Raw genomic sequence first — 15,644 nt, forward strand, 5'->3', positions numbered from 1 at the left:
AGCTCCGATCAATTCAGCCACCCATCAGGACGGTCCATGACCGAGACGTTGCGAGACCCGCGGCCAACACCCCGCCGAAAGACCATCCTTATCCGGCGTCACTCCGTCGTTACCCGTCTGACGCATTGGCTCAATGTGCTGTGCCTCAGCTTTCTGCTCCTAAGCGGGCTCCAGATCTTCAACGCCTATCCGCAACTCCACTGGGGCCAGTCCGGCGCGGACGCCGATCCCGCCTTCATCAGGATCGGTGCGAACGAAACCACTGGCGTGCCGCACGGCTTCGTGACTATCGGCGGTGTCACCGTTTCCACGACGGGTATCCTGGGCCTGTCGAAGATGGAAGGCGAGTGGTCGCAGCGGGCGTTTCCGGCCTGGCTTACGCTTCCCTCCTATCAGGACCTTGCCGCCGGCCGGCGCTGGCATTTCTTCTTTGCCTGGATCTTCGTCCTCAACGGCCTCGTGTATCTCGGCTACGGGCTCCTGAGCCGCCATTTCCGGCGTGATCTGGCGCCGACGCGCTCCGAACTCGCGCCACGTCATCTCTGGCGCGAAATCGTCGATCATGCCCGCCTGCGCTTCCCTAAGGGGGAGAAGGCCCGGCGCTACAATGCTCTTCAGAAGCTCACCTACATCGCCGTCATCGCGGCTCTGCTGCCTTTGATGGTGCTGACCGGCCTGACCATGTCGCCGGGCGTGAACGCGGCATTCCCGGTGCTTCTCGACATCTTCGGCGGGCGTCAGTCCGCCCGGACGCTTCACTTCGTCACCGCATCGCTGCTCGTCGCGTTCGTCGCCGTTCACGTCGCCATGGTCATCCTCTCGGGTCCCTGGAACAACCTGCGTTCGATGGTCACGGGTCGCTACGCGATCCGCCAGGAGGGGCCCGAAGCATGACCGGCCTGACTCGCCGCCGCTTCCTGACCGGCAGTGCACTTGGCGCGAGCGCGCTGGCGCTGACCGGCTGCGACATGCTGGAGCAGAATGCCGGATTGGAAGCAGTCATCCGCTCCGCCGAGACGCTGACGATGAAAGCCCAAAGGCTGCTTCAGGGTCGCGACGCGCTCGCGCGCGAATTCGCCGAGACGGACATCTCGCCATCGTTTCGCGTGAACGGGACGAGCGCGCCGGACGGCGACGAGTACGTGCAACTCCTCGATGGCAACTTCGCAAACTGGCGGTTGAAGATCGACGGTCTCGTCGACCGGCCACGGGAGCTCTCGCTCGCAGATCTCAAGGCGCTCCCGGTCCGCACCCAGATCACCCGGCACGATTGCGTCGAGGGGTGGAGCGCCATCGGCAAATGGACGGGCGTCCCGCTAGGGATGCTGCTGAGCTCCGTCGGGCTCAAGCCCTCGGCGCGATTTGCCGTCTTCCACTGTGCCGACGAGCTGGAGCGGACGCTCGACGGCAGCGGCCGATACTACGAAAGCATCGACCTCATCGACGCTTTCCACCCGCAGACGATCCTGGCTTACGCCATGAACGGCCAGGACCTCTCGGTGGGTCATGGCGCGCCGCTGCGTCTCAGGGTCGAACGGCAGTTGGGCTACAAGCAGGCCAAATACGTCATGCGCATCGAGATTGTCGACAGTTTCGCCGGCCTATGGGGCGGCAACGGCGGTTACTGGGAAGACCGAGGATACGAGTGGTACGCCGGAATCTGAGCGATGGGTTCGATTTCAATGCTTCCTCTGACGGCTCGTTCTGATCGGACATCCCCGGCCGCTCACCCCGCGGCGGCGTGGGCGCAATCGGCACGGTCGGATATCAGCTCCGTGAACAGCCGGTCGATCCGCGTCCTTGTCGCCGACGACGATCCCGGGATACGGACGGCGATCATCGATTTCCTGGAGCGCCATGGAGTCCAGGCGGTCGGGGCCGCAGGCCGGCAGGACCTGACCCGCCGCCTGGCCGAATGCAGCCACGACCTGGTGATCCTGGATCTGCAGTTCGGCAAAGAGGACGACCTCACCCTGCTGCCCGAGATCCGGTCGAAATCCGCTGACCTGGCGATCATCGGCACCGGGCGCGGCAGGGATGAGATCGATCGTGTCATCGGGCTGGAGCTGGGGGCCGATGACTATCTGGCCAAGCCGTTCGGTCTGCGGGAGCTGCTGGCGCGGATCCGGGCGATCCTGCGCGGGCGATATCGCCCGCGGGCGTCGCAGCCGCGCAGGACCGAGAGCGCGCGCTATCGTTTCGCCGGCTGGCAGCTGGACCGCCGCCTGCGGCGGCTGACCGATCCTCTGGGGGCCGTGGTGGCGCTGTCGAAGAGTGAATACGCGCTGCTGATTGCCTTCGTCGAGGCATCGCGGCGGACGCTCTCGCGCGAGCAGCTGCTGCAGGCGACGCGCGTCCATGAGGACGTGTTCGACCGCAGCATCGACGTGCAGGTGCTGCGGCTGCGCCGCAAGATCGAGATCGATCCCGGCAACCCGAAGATCATCCGGACCGAGCGCGGCGTGGGCTACGTCTTCACCGCGGCGGTCGAGGTGCTGTGATGGCAGCGTCAGGTTGTTGTCCTGGCCACGGATGTGGACAGAAGCCGTTGCGATCCCGATCACCTCCGCCGGATACCGGCGGCCGACACAGGGTCGCAACGAACTCTCATCCGACCCTCATTGCCGACTCACTCGGTAGCCCCACCCACCAACTTGAGGTTCCCAATGCCGGGATACATTTTCCTTCCTGTCCCGACAGAGGAGATGCTGGAAGAGGCCCGCACTTGGACAAGCGGTCAAACAGAGAAGGGAAAAGTGCCTTATAAGATTTTGCGCAATTCCTCTGACTCCGGCATCGGAAAAGCAATGTCCAGATTGAGCAGCGGCGGGTGCCTTAAAGAGGTTTCTCCGAATTCGAAGGTGTATATATTGGCTCATGGTTCAGGTTATGGAGATACCGAGTATATTGGGGCTGATCGATCTTACGATTTTGAAAACCGCACCCTCGGCGCCAGCTATGAAGATCAGAACAACGACGTCAGAGAGGTTGACTGGAAAAAATACGTTCCGAGAGAAATGGCCCTTTTGCTCAAGAGAGAAGGACTTACTAGGCGAATACGCCAGGTGAACGTCTATGCTTGCGGATCCGGCATCGAAGGAAGGGAGATGCCATCGTGGGCTGCGCGGTTAAAATCGGAGATGAACGCGCTTGGCTATAATGACGTTCTGGTAGGTGGGTACACTGCCGATGTGAAGACATCATACGTAGCCCGTTACATTCATGATCTGACTGGAGCCGATGTTTGGTCAGATTCAACTCACAAAGGCGCCTATGATGCAGAAAGCATGGGCAGCGTCCGAGCCTCAAGCACTAAAGTTGTTTATTGATTATCTATACACTTGTACAGAGAGAATAATCGGCTGACGGAGCTGGAGCCGCTCCTGAAGAGCTCACACCAATCTATGGAAATCATAATCGATGATCCCATTGGCGCAGGCCAATGGACATGATCTTCCAGGGCTGGGGCATGAGCCTGTTCCAGGTGAAGCAACTGTGATCGAGGAGGCTGGCGCAGGAGGCTGGGCCGGCAGCGGGGTGGCCGTTCAACGCGCCCCGCCGCAGGAACCAGCCCCCCGGATGGCTTCGCCGGCTTCGCCTCCTCGCCATGACGGGATGGGCGCAAGGTCTCCGTCCGAGGGAGCGGCAGGACGAAGCCCGCCGGCCGCCCCGCTCTATCGCGGCTTCAGCCGGAAGTCGTGGCCTTCCGGCAGGGTCTGGCCGCCATCGACGACGATGGTGGTGCCGGTGATGTAGGCGGCGTCGTCCGAGGCCAGGAAGGCCACCGAAGCGGCCACGTCCTGCGGCGTGCCGAGCCGGCCGAGCGGCACCGCCCGCTCCATCATCGCGATGAACTCGGCGCTGCGGTGCTGCTGCATGCCCTCGGTCAGAATGTTGCCGGGCTCGACCCCGTTGACGGTGATGCCGTAGCCGGAGAACTCCAGCGCCGCGGATTTGAGGAAGCCGTTGATGCCGGCCTTGGTCGCGGCGTAGTGGCCGTGGCCCGGGCTGGTGACGCGCGGCCCGGTGATCGAGGAGGTGAAGATCATCCGGCCGCCGCCGCCCGCCCGCATCGCCGGCAGCGCCGCCCGCGCGGCGAGATAGGTGCCGCGCAGGTTGACCGCCATGACCCGGTCCCACTCCTCGGGCTCGATGTCCTCGATCAGCGTCCAGGGATAGATCGCGGCGTTCTGCACCAGGATGTCGAGCCGGCCGAAGCCATCGACCGCCGCTGCCACGATGGCGTCGGCATCCTCGCGCCGGCTGATGTCGGTGGCGACGAAGCGGCCGCCGAGCCGTTCCGCCGTCGCGGCGCCGACATCGCCCTCGGTGTCGCCGATCACCAGCCGCGCCCCCTCCTCCGCCAGCCGCCCGGCGATCGCGGCGCCGATGCCCCGCGCCGCCCCGATGACGATGGCGACGCGCCCTTCCAGCCTTCCCGGCATTCCCGGTTTCCTTCGCTTCTCAGTGATAGCGCGGCAGCAGGCCGCCATGCGCCTCGATCAGATCGTCCACCAGACGCCAGATCTCGTCGAGGGACAGCTCGGCCGCGGTGTGCGGGTCCAGCATCGCGGCGTGGCGGATGGCGTCCTTGCGCCCGGTCAGCGCCGCCTCGACCACCAGCTGCTGGACGTTGATCGACAGGCGCATGATGCCGGCCAGATGCGCCGGGATGCGGCCGATCCGGATCGGCTGCACGCCGTTGCGGTCGACATGGCACGGCACCTCGACCACGCAGGCGTCCGGCAGGTCGGCGATCAGCCCGTCGTTGCGGACATTGCCGTAGATCAGGTTGTGCCGACCGGTGACCACGGCATGCACGATGCCGGCCGCGTATTCGTTGCTGCGGCGGACCGGGATCGGGCTGTCATCGGCCTCCAGCCCGGCGCGCAGCGCGTGCCATTCGGCGATCAGCGCCTCGCAGCGCCGCGGATACTCGTCCAGCGGCACCTCGTACCGGTCCAGCAGGTCGTCGCGGCCGGTCTTGATGAACCAGGGGTTGTACTCGGCGAAATGGATGCTGGATTCGGTGACGAAATGCCCGGTCCGGCGCAGCATGTCGAAGCGCACCGCCTCGCCCGCCGGCACAGCCCCGGCCTCGGCCAGCGCCTTCAGCCTCGGATACAGGTCCTCGCGCCCGCCGTCGGGCAGGCGCTTCTCGAACTTCAGGAAATAGGCGACGTGGTTGATGCCGGCGCAGAGATAGTCGAGGGCTTCGGGCGCCTCGCCCAGCCAGCGCGCCATGTCGCCCGAGGTCTCCTGCACGCTGTGGCACAGGCCGACCGAGCGGATGTCCGGCGCCGCCTCGGCGATCGCCCAGCAGTTCATCGCCATCGGGTTGACGTAGTTCATCAGCAGGGCGTCCGGGCACACCGCGCGCATGTCCTCGCAGATCTCCAGCAGTACCGGGATGGTGCGCAGGCCGCGGAAGATGCCGCCGATGCCCAGCGTGTCGCCGATGGTCTGGCGCAGGCCGTAGCGTTTCGGGATCTCGAAATCCGTCACCGTCGCCGGCCGGTAGCCGCCGACCTGCATCATCAGGATGACGAAATCGGCCCCGGCCATGGCCTGGCGCCGGTCCAGCGAGGCCTCGACCTTGAGAGTGTCGAGCCCCAGCGCGGCGCCGATGCGGCGGGCGACGATGGCGGAGGTGTTGAGCCGCTCGCCGTCGATGTCGTGCAGGGCGACGACGCTGTCGGCCAGGTCCGGCTGGCTGAGGATGTCGCCGATGATCGACTGGGCGAAGACGGTGCTGCCCGCACCGATGAGGCAGATCTTGGCCATGAGAGGTCTTTCTGGGATGGGAGCTATTTCAGGCCGGACAGCGCCATGCCTTCGATGAAGTGCCGCTGGGCCAGGCTGAAGGCGATCAGGATCGGCGCGATGCTGACCAGGACGGCCGCCATCATCACGGTCCATTGCGCGGCGTATTGCTGCTGCATCAGGGCCAGCCCGACCGGCAGCGTCGTCTGCTCCAGGTCGCTGGGCAGGTAGATCAGGGCGCTGAACAGGTCGTTCCAGGAGTTGAGGAAGGCGAAGATCGCCAGCGCCGCCAGCGCCGGCCGGGCCAGCGGCAGATAGATCCGCCACCAGATCGTCAGCAGCGACGCGCCGTCCATGCGGGCGGCCTCCGCCAGCTCGATCGGGATGGTCAGGAAGTACTGGCGCAGCAGGAAGCAGCCGAAGGCGCCGCCGAGGAAGCTCGGCAGGTACAGCGGCGCCTGGGTACCGTACAGGCCGAGGGCCTTGAAGATGACGAATTGCGGGATCGCCGCCATCTGCGCCGGGATCATCAGCGTCACCAGCAGGGCCACGAACAGCACCTGCCGGCCGGGGAAGCGGACCACGGCGAAGACGAAGGCGCCCATCGAGCAGGTCAGCAACTGCCCGACGGTGGAGATCGCGGCGACCTTCAGGCTGTTCCACAACAGGCCGTCGAAGGGGATGATCCGCCACAGCGACAGGTAGTTCTCGACGGTCGGGCGCGGCGGGATCAGGGCATGGCCGAACTGGTCGGCCGGCAGCTTCAGCGAGGTCGAGACCATCCAGGCGAAGGGCCCGACCATCAGCACCGCGCCGGCGATCAGCACGGCATAGGCCAGAGCGTCGACGCCGAGGCGGAGGGTGCGGGGACGGGCCGAGCGGGCGCGCGGGGCGATGGCGGAGGCGGCGGTCATCAGTGCGCTCCCCAGCGCTTCTGCAGCCGGAAATAGACCAGCGTCAGGACCAGGATCATGGCGGCGAGCGTCAGGCTCTGGGCCGCGGCGTCGCCCATGCGGAAGAAGCCGAAGCCGGTGCGGTAGATCGAGTAGACGACGGTCGGCAGGGTCGATCCGCCGGTCGGGGTGCGGGTCAGAATGTAGATGTAGTCGAAGGCCTGGAACGCATGGATGGTCGACAGCACGGTCTGGAAGAACAGGCTGGGCACCATCAGCGGCAGGGTGATGAACAGCAGCTGGTGCCGCGGCCGGGCGCCGTCGATCCGCGCCGCCTCGTAATAGTCGCGCGGCACCGCCTGCAGCCCGGCCAGGAACACGATCATGCCCTCGCCGATCGCGCCCCAGACATTCACGATCACCACCGACACCAGCACCATGCGGGGGCCGAGCCAGCGCACCGGGTCGCCGCCCAGGGCGGTGACGATGCCGTTCAGGAGCCCCTGGTCCTGGGCGAAGATCCAGGACCAGATCAGCCCGACCGCGGTCGGCGAAGTGATCACCGGCAGGAAGTAGAGCGCGCGGAACAGCCCGACCCAGGTCACCCGCCGGTTCAAGAGCAGGGCGACGCCGAGCGAGATCGCGACCGTCAGCGGCACGTAGAGCGCCGAGAAGGCCAGCGTGTTGCCGAGCGCCTTGAGGAAATTCCGGTCGCCCGCGAGATGAGCGTAGTTCTCCGGCCCCGCCCAGCCGGGCGGCGTCAGCAGGTCCCAGTGCAGCAGGCTCAAGCCCGCGGTCGCCACCACCGAGCCGAGGGCGCCGAGCAGCAGGCCCAGCAGCATCGGCGTCAGCAGCAGCAGGAGCCAGGCCCGGTCGCGGCCCTGGACGCGGAGGCCGTTCGGCGGCATCGCGGGTCCTCAGCGCTGACCTTTGAGGACGTCGTCGGCAGCGGGGCCGATCTCGTCCAGGGCGTCGTCGATCGCGGCGTCGCCGTTCCAGACCGGCAACAGCGCGTCGCCGACCACGGTCGACCATTCCTCATAGCCGCGGAAGGACGGCTTGATCCGGGCGTAGGACAGGGCGTCCAGGAACACGCGCTGGTCGATCTTCGGGCCGGGCTGGTCGAGATAGGCCGGCCCCTCCGCCACGGATTTCAGGATCGGTACGGCGAAGCCCAGCCTGGCCAGGGCCGCCTGCCCGTCCGCGCCGGCCGCGAACTTCACGAAATCCCAGGCTTCCTGCGGATGCGCGGTCGTCTTCGAGATGACGACGCCGGCGCTGTTGACGCTGGTCACCCGCCCCTTCGGCCCGGACGGCAGCGGCGCCACGCCCCAGGCGAAGCCGCGCTCGGCATATTCCGGCACCACCCAGTGGCCGGAGACGGTCATCGCCGCGATGCCGGCGGAGAAGCCGTCGGTGCCGTACTGCTTCAGCTGCTCGGGCGTCGGCATCGCCTTGTCGTCCAGCGCCATGCCGGCGATGAAGTGCCAGGCGTCGCGTGCCGGCCCCTCGGCCAGCAAGGTGCGGCCGTGGTCGGTGCCGACGATGTCGCCGCCATAGCTCCACACCACCGCCCCCCAGAACGGCTCGGGGTCGCCGATCTCGGACCAGAAGCCCCATTGGTCGGTGGTGCCGTCGCCGTTCTTGTCGAGGGTCAGGGCCTTGGCCGTGCGCCGCAGGTCGTCCCAGGTCCAATCCGCCGTCGGATAGGGCAGCTTGGCGGCGTCGAACATGTCCTTGTTGTAGTAGAGGACGATGGTCTGGAAATCGCGCGGCAGGCCGTAGAGGCCGTCCGGCATGCGATAGGCCTCGAGCGTGATCGGGTAGATGCCGTCCAGCGCCTTCGGGTCGGCGTCGAGATAGGGCTGCAGGTTCAGGAGCGCGCCGCGCGACTGCCAGTCCGGATACAGCGGCGCATCCATGGCGAAGATATCGGGCGGGTTGCCGCCGGCCACCAGCACCCGCAGCTTCTGCCAATAGGACGACCAGTCGTTGACCTCGACCTTGATCCTGATGTCGGGGTGCTTCGCCTCAAAGGCGTCGGCGACGCTGCGCCAGACCTCGCCCTCCGCCGGCGATCCCCAGATCATGTAGGTCAGCTCGGTCGCCGCCCGGGCCGGGGCCGCGGCCGCCAGCGCCGCGCAGACCAGCGCGGCGGATGCCTGCAATCTCATCTTTCGCCTCCCTCCGGGCCCGTCCTCAGGCCCCCGATCGGGTTGTCCCCATGTCGCCACTGTGACACTGCGAATTCCGGATTTCTTCCGCGCATCAGCATTGATCTTCCGGAAAACCAGCGCCGTGGCCCGGCTAGAACCCCAGGACCAGCCCGGTGCCCAGCACGGTGTTGTCGAAATCGGCCCCCTGGCGGAAGGACGCGGTCTCCCAGCTGAGCTCGCCATAGGCGTTCAGGCCGGGCGCGAGGGTGTAGACCAGGGTGGCAGCCGCGATGTGGTTGTTCCGGAGATCGGACCGGCCGGCGTCGCCGTGGTCCTCGTCCCCCGCAAGGCCGTTGCCCTTTTCGGCCGTGGTCCAGGCATAGCCCAGCCCGGCCTCGAAATCGCCGAACCGCCAGGCCAGGCTGGCCGCGATCGTGTCGATCGCCTTGCCGCTGTCGGCGATGCTGTCGTAATGGACCCAGTTGAGGCTGCCGGTGACATCGCCGGCCGCGACCTGGGTGCCCAGGCTGTAGGCCGCGAGATCGCGATGGCCGCCGACGCCGTTGCCGGTGGAGGCGGTGCCGGACACCAGGACCGACGCGCCGTCGAATTCGGCGGTGTAGTTCGCCCCGGCGGTGACGACGTTCTCGTAGAGCGTGTCGCCGTCGTCGATCAGGTCGGCACGGCCGCCGTTGCCGGCATGGCCGCCGCCGCCGACCACGGGCGTGAAGTCGACGGCGAAGGAGAAGCCGCCGAGGTCGGGCGAGGTGTATTTGATCCGGGTGTCGGGATCGCCGATGCCGGAGATGTAGGTCGGGTCCAGCGAGAAGAAGTGGCCGCCGCCATAGGGGTAGTCGTGGTCCAGGTTGTCGCCCCAGTTGGCGCCCATCCCCATCTCCGACACCACGGCGTCATGGGCGAAGATGTAGCCGTAATCGCCGGCCACCGCGTCGACGTCGCCCAGGGTGATGGTGCCGAAGCCGCCCGCCAGATAGATATAGGCGTGGTCGACCGTGACGTCGTCGCGACGGTTGACGTTGTTGAAGCGGATGCGGGCGCCGTATTCCAGGCCGTCATCGGTGATGGTCTTGACGTCGAATTGCAGCCGGCCGCCGGAGCGGAAGTCGTAGTCGCGGTCGAAGCCGTTGTCGCCGGACTGGTCCAGCACCGCCGCCGCCTCGAAGCCGAGGAAGCCGGAGATCCTCAGCTGCAGCCCGGCCGTGGCCGGCACCTCCGCCGCCATCGCCCCCATGGCCACCATGCCCGTCGCCGCGCAGATCGCCGCGGCGGCGCATGCCCGCGCCTTTGCCATCCGATGCCCCCTGTTGCCTGGCCCTGTCCTGCGGGCCGTCGATGGGTTCGTCCCACGCAGAGGCAAGATGAAGGGTCGGATTCCGGATTTCTTCCATGTCGCTTCTTGTGTTTTCCGGAAAGCCAGCATTTCCTGGCCGGATGAACGAGATCCTGACGGCGCCGGCCGCCGCGGTCGACATCGACGCCTATCTCGACCGCGGCGCCTTCTATGCCGAGCGGCACGTGCCGGAGCCGATGGGCCAGGCGCATTGGCACGACCATGTCGAGCTGAACCTGCTGCTGGCCGGCGGCATGACCTATCTGTTCAACGGCACGCGGATCTCGATCGGTGAGAACCGCGTGCACCTGTTCTGGGCCGCGGTGCCGCATCAGGTGATCGCGGTCGAGGCCACCGCCGACCTGATCTGCGTCTACCTGCCCTTCGCCGATTTTCTCGCCCTGCCCGTGGCCGACGCCTTCAAATCGAGCGTCATGGACGGGCGCTTCGCGACGGTGGCGGCGCCGGACCCGATCGATCCGCTGCTGTTCCAGCGCTGGGCCGCGGAATGGCCGGACGGGTCGGAGCTGCGGCAGCAGATCCTGCGCGAAGAGGTAGGCCTGAGGGTCAAGCGCCTGTCGCTCGACGCCGTGGCGCCCGGGACCTCAGCCGGGGACGCGCTGGCCCATGGGACGGAGGAGCTGGAGGAGCCCCGGCTTCGCAGCGCCGCCCCCCGGGCCATCGCGCGCGTCCAGGCCATGACCGACCACATCAATGCGCATTTCGGCGAGGCGGTGGCGGTCGAGGCGGTGGCCGCCGCCGGCGGGCTGCACCCGACCAACGCCATGGCGGTGTTCAAACGGGTGCTGGGCGTCACCATCGCCCAATACATCCGGCGCCAGCGCCTGAGCCGGGCGATGATGATGCTGGTCGACACCGACCAGTCGATCGCCGAGATCGCCTTCGGCTGCGGCTACGGCTCCCTGAGCCAGTTCTACGTGGAGTTCCAGCGGCACTGCCACAGCACGCCGCGCCAGTACCGGCTCAGGTTCCGCCGATAGGGACAGGGTCGCCTCGCGAATCAGCCCGCGGCAACGCTGCACCTCGGGCCGGCGCCGCCCCTCCTACACCTCCCGCCAGTCTTGGATCTTCCGGCAGCAGCGGCGCGCCGGCCAGCCGGGCATGGCTGCCGACGAGGAGGTGGAGGAAGCCGGGAGAGAGGGCCGGGCTCACGGCACGGGCTCCGGAACGCGGATCGGAAGGTGCGGTGTCGTCACAGATTGGCGGCCCGGGGATTGATGCCGAGGATGTGCCCGGGATCGACCGGCACCGTGACCAGGGTGGAGACCGGGGCGTGGCGATGGGCGTCGAGGATCTCGTCCAGGTTGGCGAGATCGGGGCGCAGCGCGGCCGAACGCCAGCCGCAGGCGCCGGCCATGGCGGCGAAGTCCATCCCGGCCAGGCGGTTGTGGCGGCGAGAGGCCGGCGCATCCGGGATGATGGTCTGCACCCCCTGCTCGATGATGCCGTAGCTGGCGTTGTCGAGCAGGAACAGCAGGATCCCCAGATCGCGCGCCTCCGCCAGATAGCCGGCGAACAGGCGGAAGCAGCCGTCGCCGGTGAAGCCGACGACATCGCTCTCCGGCGCGGCGAGCCTGGCGCCGATGGCGAGGCCCAGCACGTTGCCCATGGCCGAGCCGCGATAGAGCGAGAAGAAGCGCGCATGCGGATGCGGACGCTGGACGACGTATTGCCGGTCCTTATAGGCCAGGCACACATCGTCGAAGCCGATGGTGTTCGGCCGCCAGCGCGCATCGAGCGCCCGGAACAGCGACGCCATGTCGACATGGCCGAGCCTCGGGGACCCGGGCCGGCGCGTGTTGAGGTCGTCTGGCGCCGGGCCGGCCCGGCGGGTCTCCGGCGGCTGCCGCTCGAGCCGGTCGAGCAGCGACCGGAGCGCCGTGTCCAGGGGGGCGACCAGCTGCCGACAGGCGCCGGCGGCGCGGTGCCCGAAGCCGCCGTCGACCTGTCCGTAGCCGTCCGGGAGACAGGTCAGGACGAAGGTGTCGCCGGCCGCATAGGGGGCCAGGTTGACCGTGTATTCGTCCGGGCAGGCCCCGAGCACCAGCAGGACGTCCTCCGCCCCGATGCCCTGCCACAGCCGGATGGCCACATCGTTCCCGCCGAAGGAGATGTAGCCGTGGCCGCGGGGATTACCGCGATCGACCCCGTTCGCGCCGTTGATGCTCCAGACGATGGGGGCTCCGAGCCGTTCGCACAGGCGGGAGGTCAGCTGCGGGGAGTCCGGATACCGGGCCAACTCCTCGCCGGCGAGGATGACGACGCGCCGGCCGCGGATGCGCCGGCAGAATTCATCCATGAACGCGTCCGCTTCGGCCGAAGCTGGAGCCGGATTCGGCTGCAGGGGCGCACGATACGGATCCGCCGCCACCTGTGTCTTGAGCGCGTCGTGGTCCAGGACGAGAACAACCGGCTTGCAGCGCTGCAGCTGGAGATGGGCCTGCCGCAGCTGCGGCCCCATGGCCGCGGCGTCGTCCAGCACGAAGACGCCGTCCGGCAACTCGGCGCGCAGCTGCGCCAGCATGTGGCTGCCGTGACGGCTGGTGTCCTGCAGCGGGCTAAGCCCTTCGGTCTCGATCGGCGAGGCCGGGACGATGTAGACCGCGGGGATGTCGTGCAGCTTGGCGTCGCTGAGGCCGCAGCCCAGCAGCTTGGTCGCCGCGCCGGTCGTCGCGATGCAGGCGCCGATGCGGCCGGACGCCAGATAGCTGCCGAGCGGCACGAAACCGGAAGCGTATTCGCCGAGCGACAGGAAGCGCAGCCCGTCCGGCTCGTGCCGGCCGGCCGCGTCCTCTTCCGGCTGAAGCGGAGGGAGAGACTGCAGGAAGCGGATCGTGCCGCCGCCGGTGACGCCCGCACAGACCTCGATGCCCCAGGATTCCAGCGTCGCCACCAGGGCTTCGTAACCGGTCACGGTCTCCGCAACATGAATATCCATGCGAACGCCTCGTCTGAATCCGATGACTCGATGTTTCGGGGGCGGTTTCTTCAGGCCGGCAGCGCGGCTTCCGGCGCGTTCTGCAGGACCAGGGCGCGCAGCTTGCTGTCGCTGCAGACGGGCTCTTCCGAGGCCGTCAGCTCGCGGTAGAGGGACTCGATCAGGCCGGGCGTCGGCGACAGGCCGAACGCCTCGATCTTGGCCTTCAGCGCATGCCGGCCGGAATGGCGGCTGATCACCATCCGGCGCTCGGCGCCGAAGCGGTCCGGTTCCAGGAACTCGTAGGTCTGCGGGTTGCGGATGATCGCGGCCTGATGGATTCCCGCGGCGGTGGCGAAGGCGTTCTCGCCGATGACGGCCTTGCCGCGCGCCATCGGCAGTTGCAGGCTCTCGATCAGCAGCCGGCAGGCGGCATAGACCCGGCCGACATCGATGGTCGTCGACCGGCTGAAATGCGCCGGATGGGCCGTCATGGCGGCGACGACCTCCTCGAGAGCGCAGTTCCCGGCGCGCTCGCCGATGCCGCACAGCGTCACCTGGATCTCGTCGATTCCCGCCTCGACGGCGGCGAGGGTGTTGGCGACGGCCAGGCCGAGATCGTCATGGGCGTGCATGGCGACCTTGACCTCCGCCGGCACATGCGCCCGCACGGCCTCGATCAGGGCTGGCACCCGGCCGGGCAGCAGGCAGCCGACCGTGTCCGGGATCAGGATCATCGTGGCGCCGGCCCGGGCGACGACCTCGCACATCGTGCCGAGGAACTCCGGGTCCGCCCGGGTCGCGTCCTCGGGGGCGACGCAGATGTCGTCGAAGCCGAGCCGCCGGGCGAGATGGACGGCGTTCCCGATCTCGTCGAGCGCCTGCTGGCGCGTGATCTGGCGCTTGTGGTGGAGATGGATCTCGGACGCCACGCCGAGGATCTCGATCTGCGCCGCCCGAGCATTCTCCACGGCCTTGGCCGCCCGTTCGATATCGGAGCTGCTGGCGCGCGCGAAGGCGCAGATCCTGGCCTCCCGCACCGCCTCCGCGATGGCGCGCACCGCGGCGAAGTCGTTGTCCGACGCGGCCGGGAACCCGGCCTCGATCGTGTTCACGCCGAGCGCTTCGAGCTCGCGGGCGATGCGCAGCTTCTGCTGCAGCGACATGGCATTTCCGGGCGCCTGCTCGCCGTCGCGCAGACTCGTGTCGAAGATCGTCAGCGGCCGGTGAATTGAAACGGTTGACATATCACCTCACCCAAGATGTTGCCGGCTCATCAAAAATTCCTGTATTCCACTTTGACAAACCCTTAAGAAACTATATCTAATCAATATTCATATTTCAAAAATACAAATACATCCGATGATACAAAACTTAAATTCTCATCGATCGCAAATATTATTGCAATCCGAGTTAACAACCAATTAACTCATACAATATAAACACTCTGAATATGCAGAGTCAAAAAGATTCCTCCATTCCAAGAATGATTCAATTTATCTATACAATTTGAAAATTGATAACTAACTAAAAATAAATAACCTTGTTATCGTTAATGCCTATAATATTGATTCTAGATTCAATCAATGAAGAACAATTCGACAACTCTACTGCAAGTATGCCCAAGAATTGCGCAAGAACTATGCCCAATGTCCCACCGGCAGAGACGGAAGGCATGGCCCTGCGCATGGCCGAGCATCGAAGCCGTCGTGCCGCAGGCGGCAACCGGCATCGGCCGACAGCGGCGCCGGGGCCGACGGACCGCGATTTCGACGGTTCCCGACGCGGATCACCGACAGGCCGGTCCCGGCCAGGTCGTGATCGGTCACTGAAAGGAGCCATTCGGCTGGGGAATGGTGAGCCGGGTGGGACTCGAACCCACGACCAGGGGCTTAAAAGGCCTCTGCTCTACCGACTGAGCTACCGGCTCACACTGCCGGCCCGGATCATGTCCGGGCGGGCGGGGCGCACATTAGGGAGGCACCGCCCGACGGTCAACACTCGCAAGGCGCGATAATCGCCCCTAATCCGCCACCAGGCCCTTGCGGGCGAACTGCTCGTTCAGGCGCTTGGCCACCAGCGGGCTGACGAAAGGGGCGATATCGCCGCCCAGCCGCCCGATCTCCTTGACGAAGCGCGAGGAGATGAACTGGTAGCGGTCCGACGCCATCAGGAACACCGTCTCGATCACCGGATTGATCTTGGCATTCATGCCGGCCATCTGGAACTCGTATTCGAAGTCCGAGACGGCGCGCAGGCCGCGCACCACCGTGGTGGCGCCGACCGAGGCGGCGAAGTGCATCAGCAGCACGTCGAAGGAGCGGACCTCGATCGAGATCCCCTGGGCCACCAGGGGCGCGACGTCGGCCCGCACCAGTTCGACCCGCTCGTCGGTCGAGAACAGCGGGCCCTTGCCGTCGTTGCGGGCCACGGCGACGACCAGATGGTCGACGATCCGCGTCGCCCGCTGGATGATGTCCATATGCCCTTTGGTGATCGGATCGAAGGTGCCGGGATAGACCCCGGTGCGCGGCTTGGACATC

At 66.7% G+C, this 15,644-nt stretch carries 14 protein-coding genes and 1 tRNA gene; 5 read left to right on the forward strand and 10 right to left on the reverse strand.

Annotated elements, in window-relative coordinates; genetic code table 11:
* Positions 1-36: 36 nt before the first annotated feature.
* From ACFW16_RS06800 to ACFW16_RS06815, 4 genes are all read left to right on the forward strand, one after another.
* Positions 37-894, forward strand: coding sequence for a cytochrome b/b6 domain-containing protein (locus tag ACFW16_RS06800; protein WP_380303147.1), 858 nt, complete (start codon positions 37-39; stop codon positions 892-894).
* Complete coding sequence (locus ACFW16_RS06805) at positions 891-1,664, forward strand: molybdopterin-binding protein (RefSeq protein WP_380303149.1); 774 nt, start codon at positions 891-893, stop codon at positions 1,662-1,664. The genes ACFW16_RS06800 and ACFW16_RS06805 overlap by 4 nt, the downstream gene beginning before the upstream one ends.
* A 111-nt stretch (positions 1,665-1,775) precedes the next feature.
* Positions 1,776-2,501, forward strand: coding sequence for a winged helix-turn-helix domain-containing protein (locus tag ACFW16_RS06810; RefSeq protein ID WP_380303151.1), 726 nt, complete (start codon positions 1,776-1,778; stop codon positions 2,499-2,501).
* 204 nt (positions 2,502-2,705) lie between these two features.
* Positions 2,706-3,329: a hypothetical protein gene (locus tag ACFW16_RS06815; RefSeq protein WP_380303153.1), complete on the forward strand. Its 624-nt coding sequence runs from the start codon at positions 2,706-2,708 to the stop codon at positions 3,327-3,329.
* Between the two features lie 345 nt (positions 3,330-3,674).
* On the opposite strand, the gene ACFW16_RS06820 is transcribed toward ACFW16_RS06815, so the two are convergent.
* The 6 genes from ACFW16_RS06820 to ACFW16_RS06845 all read right to left on the reverse strand — a co-directional run bounded on the left by ACFW16_RS06820 (position 3,675) and on the right by ACFW16_RS06845 (position 10,124).
* The gene (locus ACFW16_RS06820) at positions 3,675-4,445 is read right to left on the reverse strand and encodes an SDR family oxidoreductase (protein WP_380303155.1); all 771 of its coding nucleotides are present in this window, start codon (positions 4,443-4,445) and stop codon (positions 3,675-3,677) included.
* A 19-nt stretch (positions 4,446-4,464) separates the two neighbouring features.
* Complete coding sequence (locus ACFW16_RS06825) at positions 4,465-5,784, reverse strand: alpha-glucosidase/alpha-galactosidase (RefSeq protein WP_380303157.1); 1,320 nt, start codon at positions 5,782-5,784, stop codon at positions 4,465-4,467.
* 23 nt (positions 5,785-5,807) lie between these two features.
* Complete coding sequence (locus tag ACFW16_RS06830; protein WP_380303158.1) at positions 5,808-6,677, reverse strand: carbohydrate ABC transporter permease; 870 nt, start codon at positions 6,675-6,677, stop codon at positions 5,808-5,810.
* On the reverse strand, positions 6,677-7,564 hold the full coding sequence (locus ACFW16_RS06835) for a carbohydrate ABC transporter permease (RefSeq protein WP_380303160.1): 888 nt from the start codon (positions 7,562-7,564) through the stop codon (positions 6,677-6,679). The genes ACFW16_RS06830 and ACFW16_RS06835 overlap by 1 nt, the downstream gene beginning before the upstream one ends.
* 9 nt (positions 7,565-7,573) lie before the next feature.
* Positions 7,574-8,830 carry an ABC transporter substrate-binding protein gene (locus ACFW16_RS06840; protein ID WP_380303162.1) on the reverse strand — a complete coding sequence of 419 codons (1,257 nt, stop codon included), beginning with the start codon at positions 8,828-8,830 and terminating at the stop codon, positions 7,574-7,576.
* A 133-nt stretch (positions 8,831-8,963) separates the two neighbouring features.
* Positions 8,964-10,124 carry a porin gene (locus ACFW16_RS06845; protein ID WP_380303164.1) on the reverse strand — a complete coding sequence of 387 codons (1,161 nt, stop codon included), beginning with the start codon at positions 10,122-10,124 and terminating at the stop codon, positions 8,964-8,966.
* A gap of 140 nt (positions 10,125-10,264) precedes the next feature.
* Here ACFW16_RS06845 and ACFW16_RS06850 point away from each other — a divergent pair, with 140 nt between their 5' ends.
* Positions 10,265-11,164 carry a helix-turn-helix domain-containing protein gene (locus ACFW16_RS06850; protein WP_380303166.1) on the forward strand — a complete coding sequence of 300 codons (900 nt, stop codon included), beginning with the start codon at positions 10,265-10,267 and terminating at the stop codon, positions 11,162-11,164.
* 212 nt (positions 11,165-11,376) lie between these two features.
* Here ACFW16_RS06850 and ACFW16_RS06855 read toward each other — a convergent pair whose 3' ends face one another.
* From ACFW16_RS06855 to coaD, 4 genes are all read right to left on the reverse strand, one after another.
* Positions 11,377-13,122 (reverse strand): thiamine pyrophosphate-dependent enzyme, encoded by a 1,746-nt coding sequence (locus ACFW16_RS06855; protein ID WP_380303168.1) that lies wholly within the window; start codon positions 13,120-13,122, stop codon positions 11,377-11,379.
* A gap of 50 nt (positions 13,123-13,172) precedes the next feature.
* Positions 13,173-14,348: a LeuA family protein gene (locus tag ACFW16_RS06860; RefSeq protein ID WP_380303170.1), complete on the reverse strand. Its 1,176-nt coding sequence runs from the start codon at positions 14,346-14,348 to the stop codon at positions 13,173-13,175.
* Positions 14,349-14,955: 607 nt separating this feature from the next.
* A tRNA-Lys gene (locus tag ACFW16_RS06865) sits at positions 14,956-15,031 on the reverse strand.
* A gap of 93 nt (positions 15,032-15,124) precedes the next feature.
* Positions 15,125-15,643: a pantetheine-phosphate adenylyltransferase gene (gene coaD, locus ACFW16_RS06870; RefSeq protein ID WP_380303172.1), complete on the reverse strand. Its 519-nt coding sequence runs from the start codon at positions 15,641-15,643 to the stop codon at positions 15,125-15,127.
* Position 15,644: the final 1 nt, after the last annotated feature.

It is taken from the genome of Inquilinus sp. NPDC058860, assembly GCF_042743185.1.
Lineage (GTDB): Bacteria > Pseudomonadota > Alphaproteobacteria > DSM-16000 > Inquilinaceae > Inquilinus.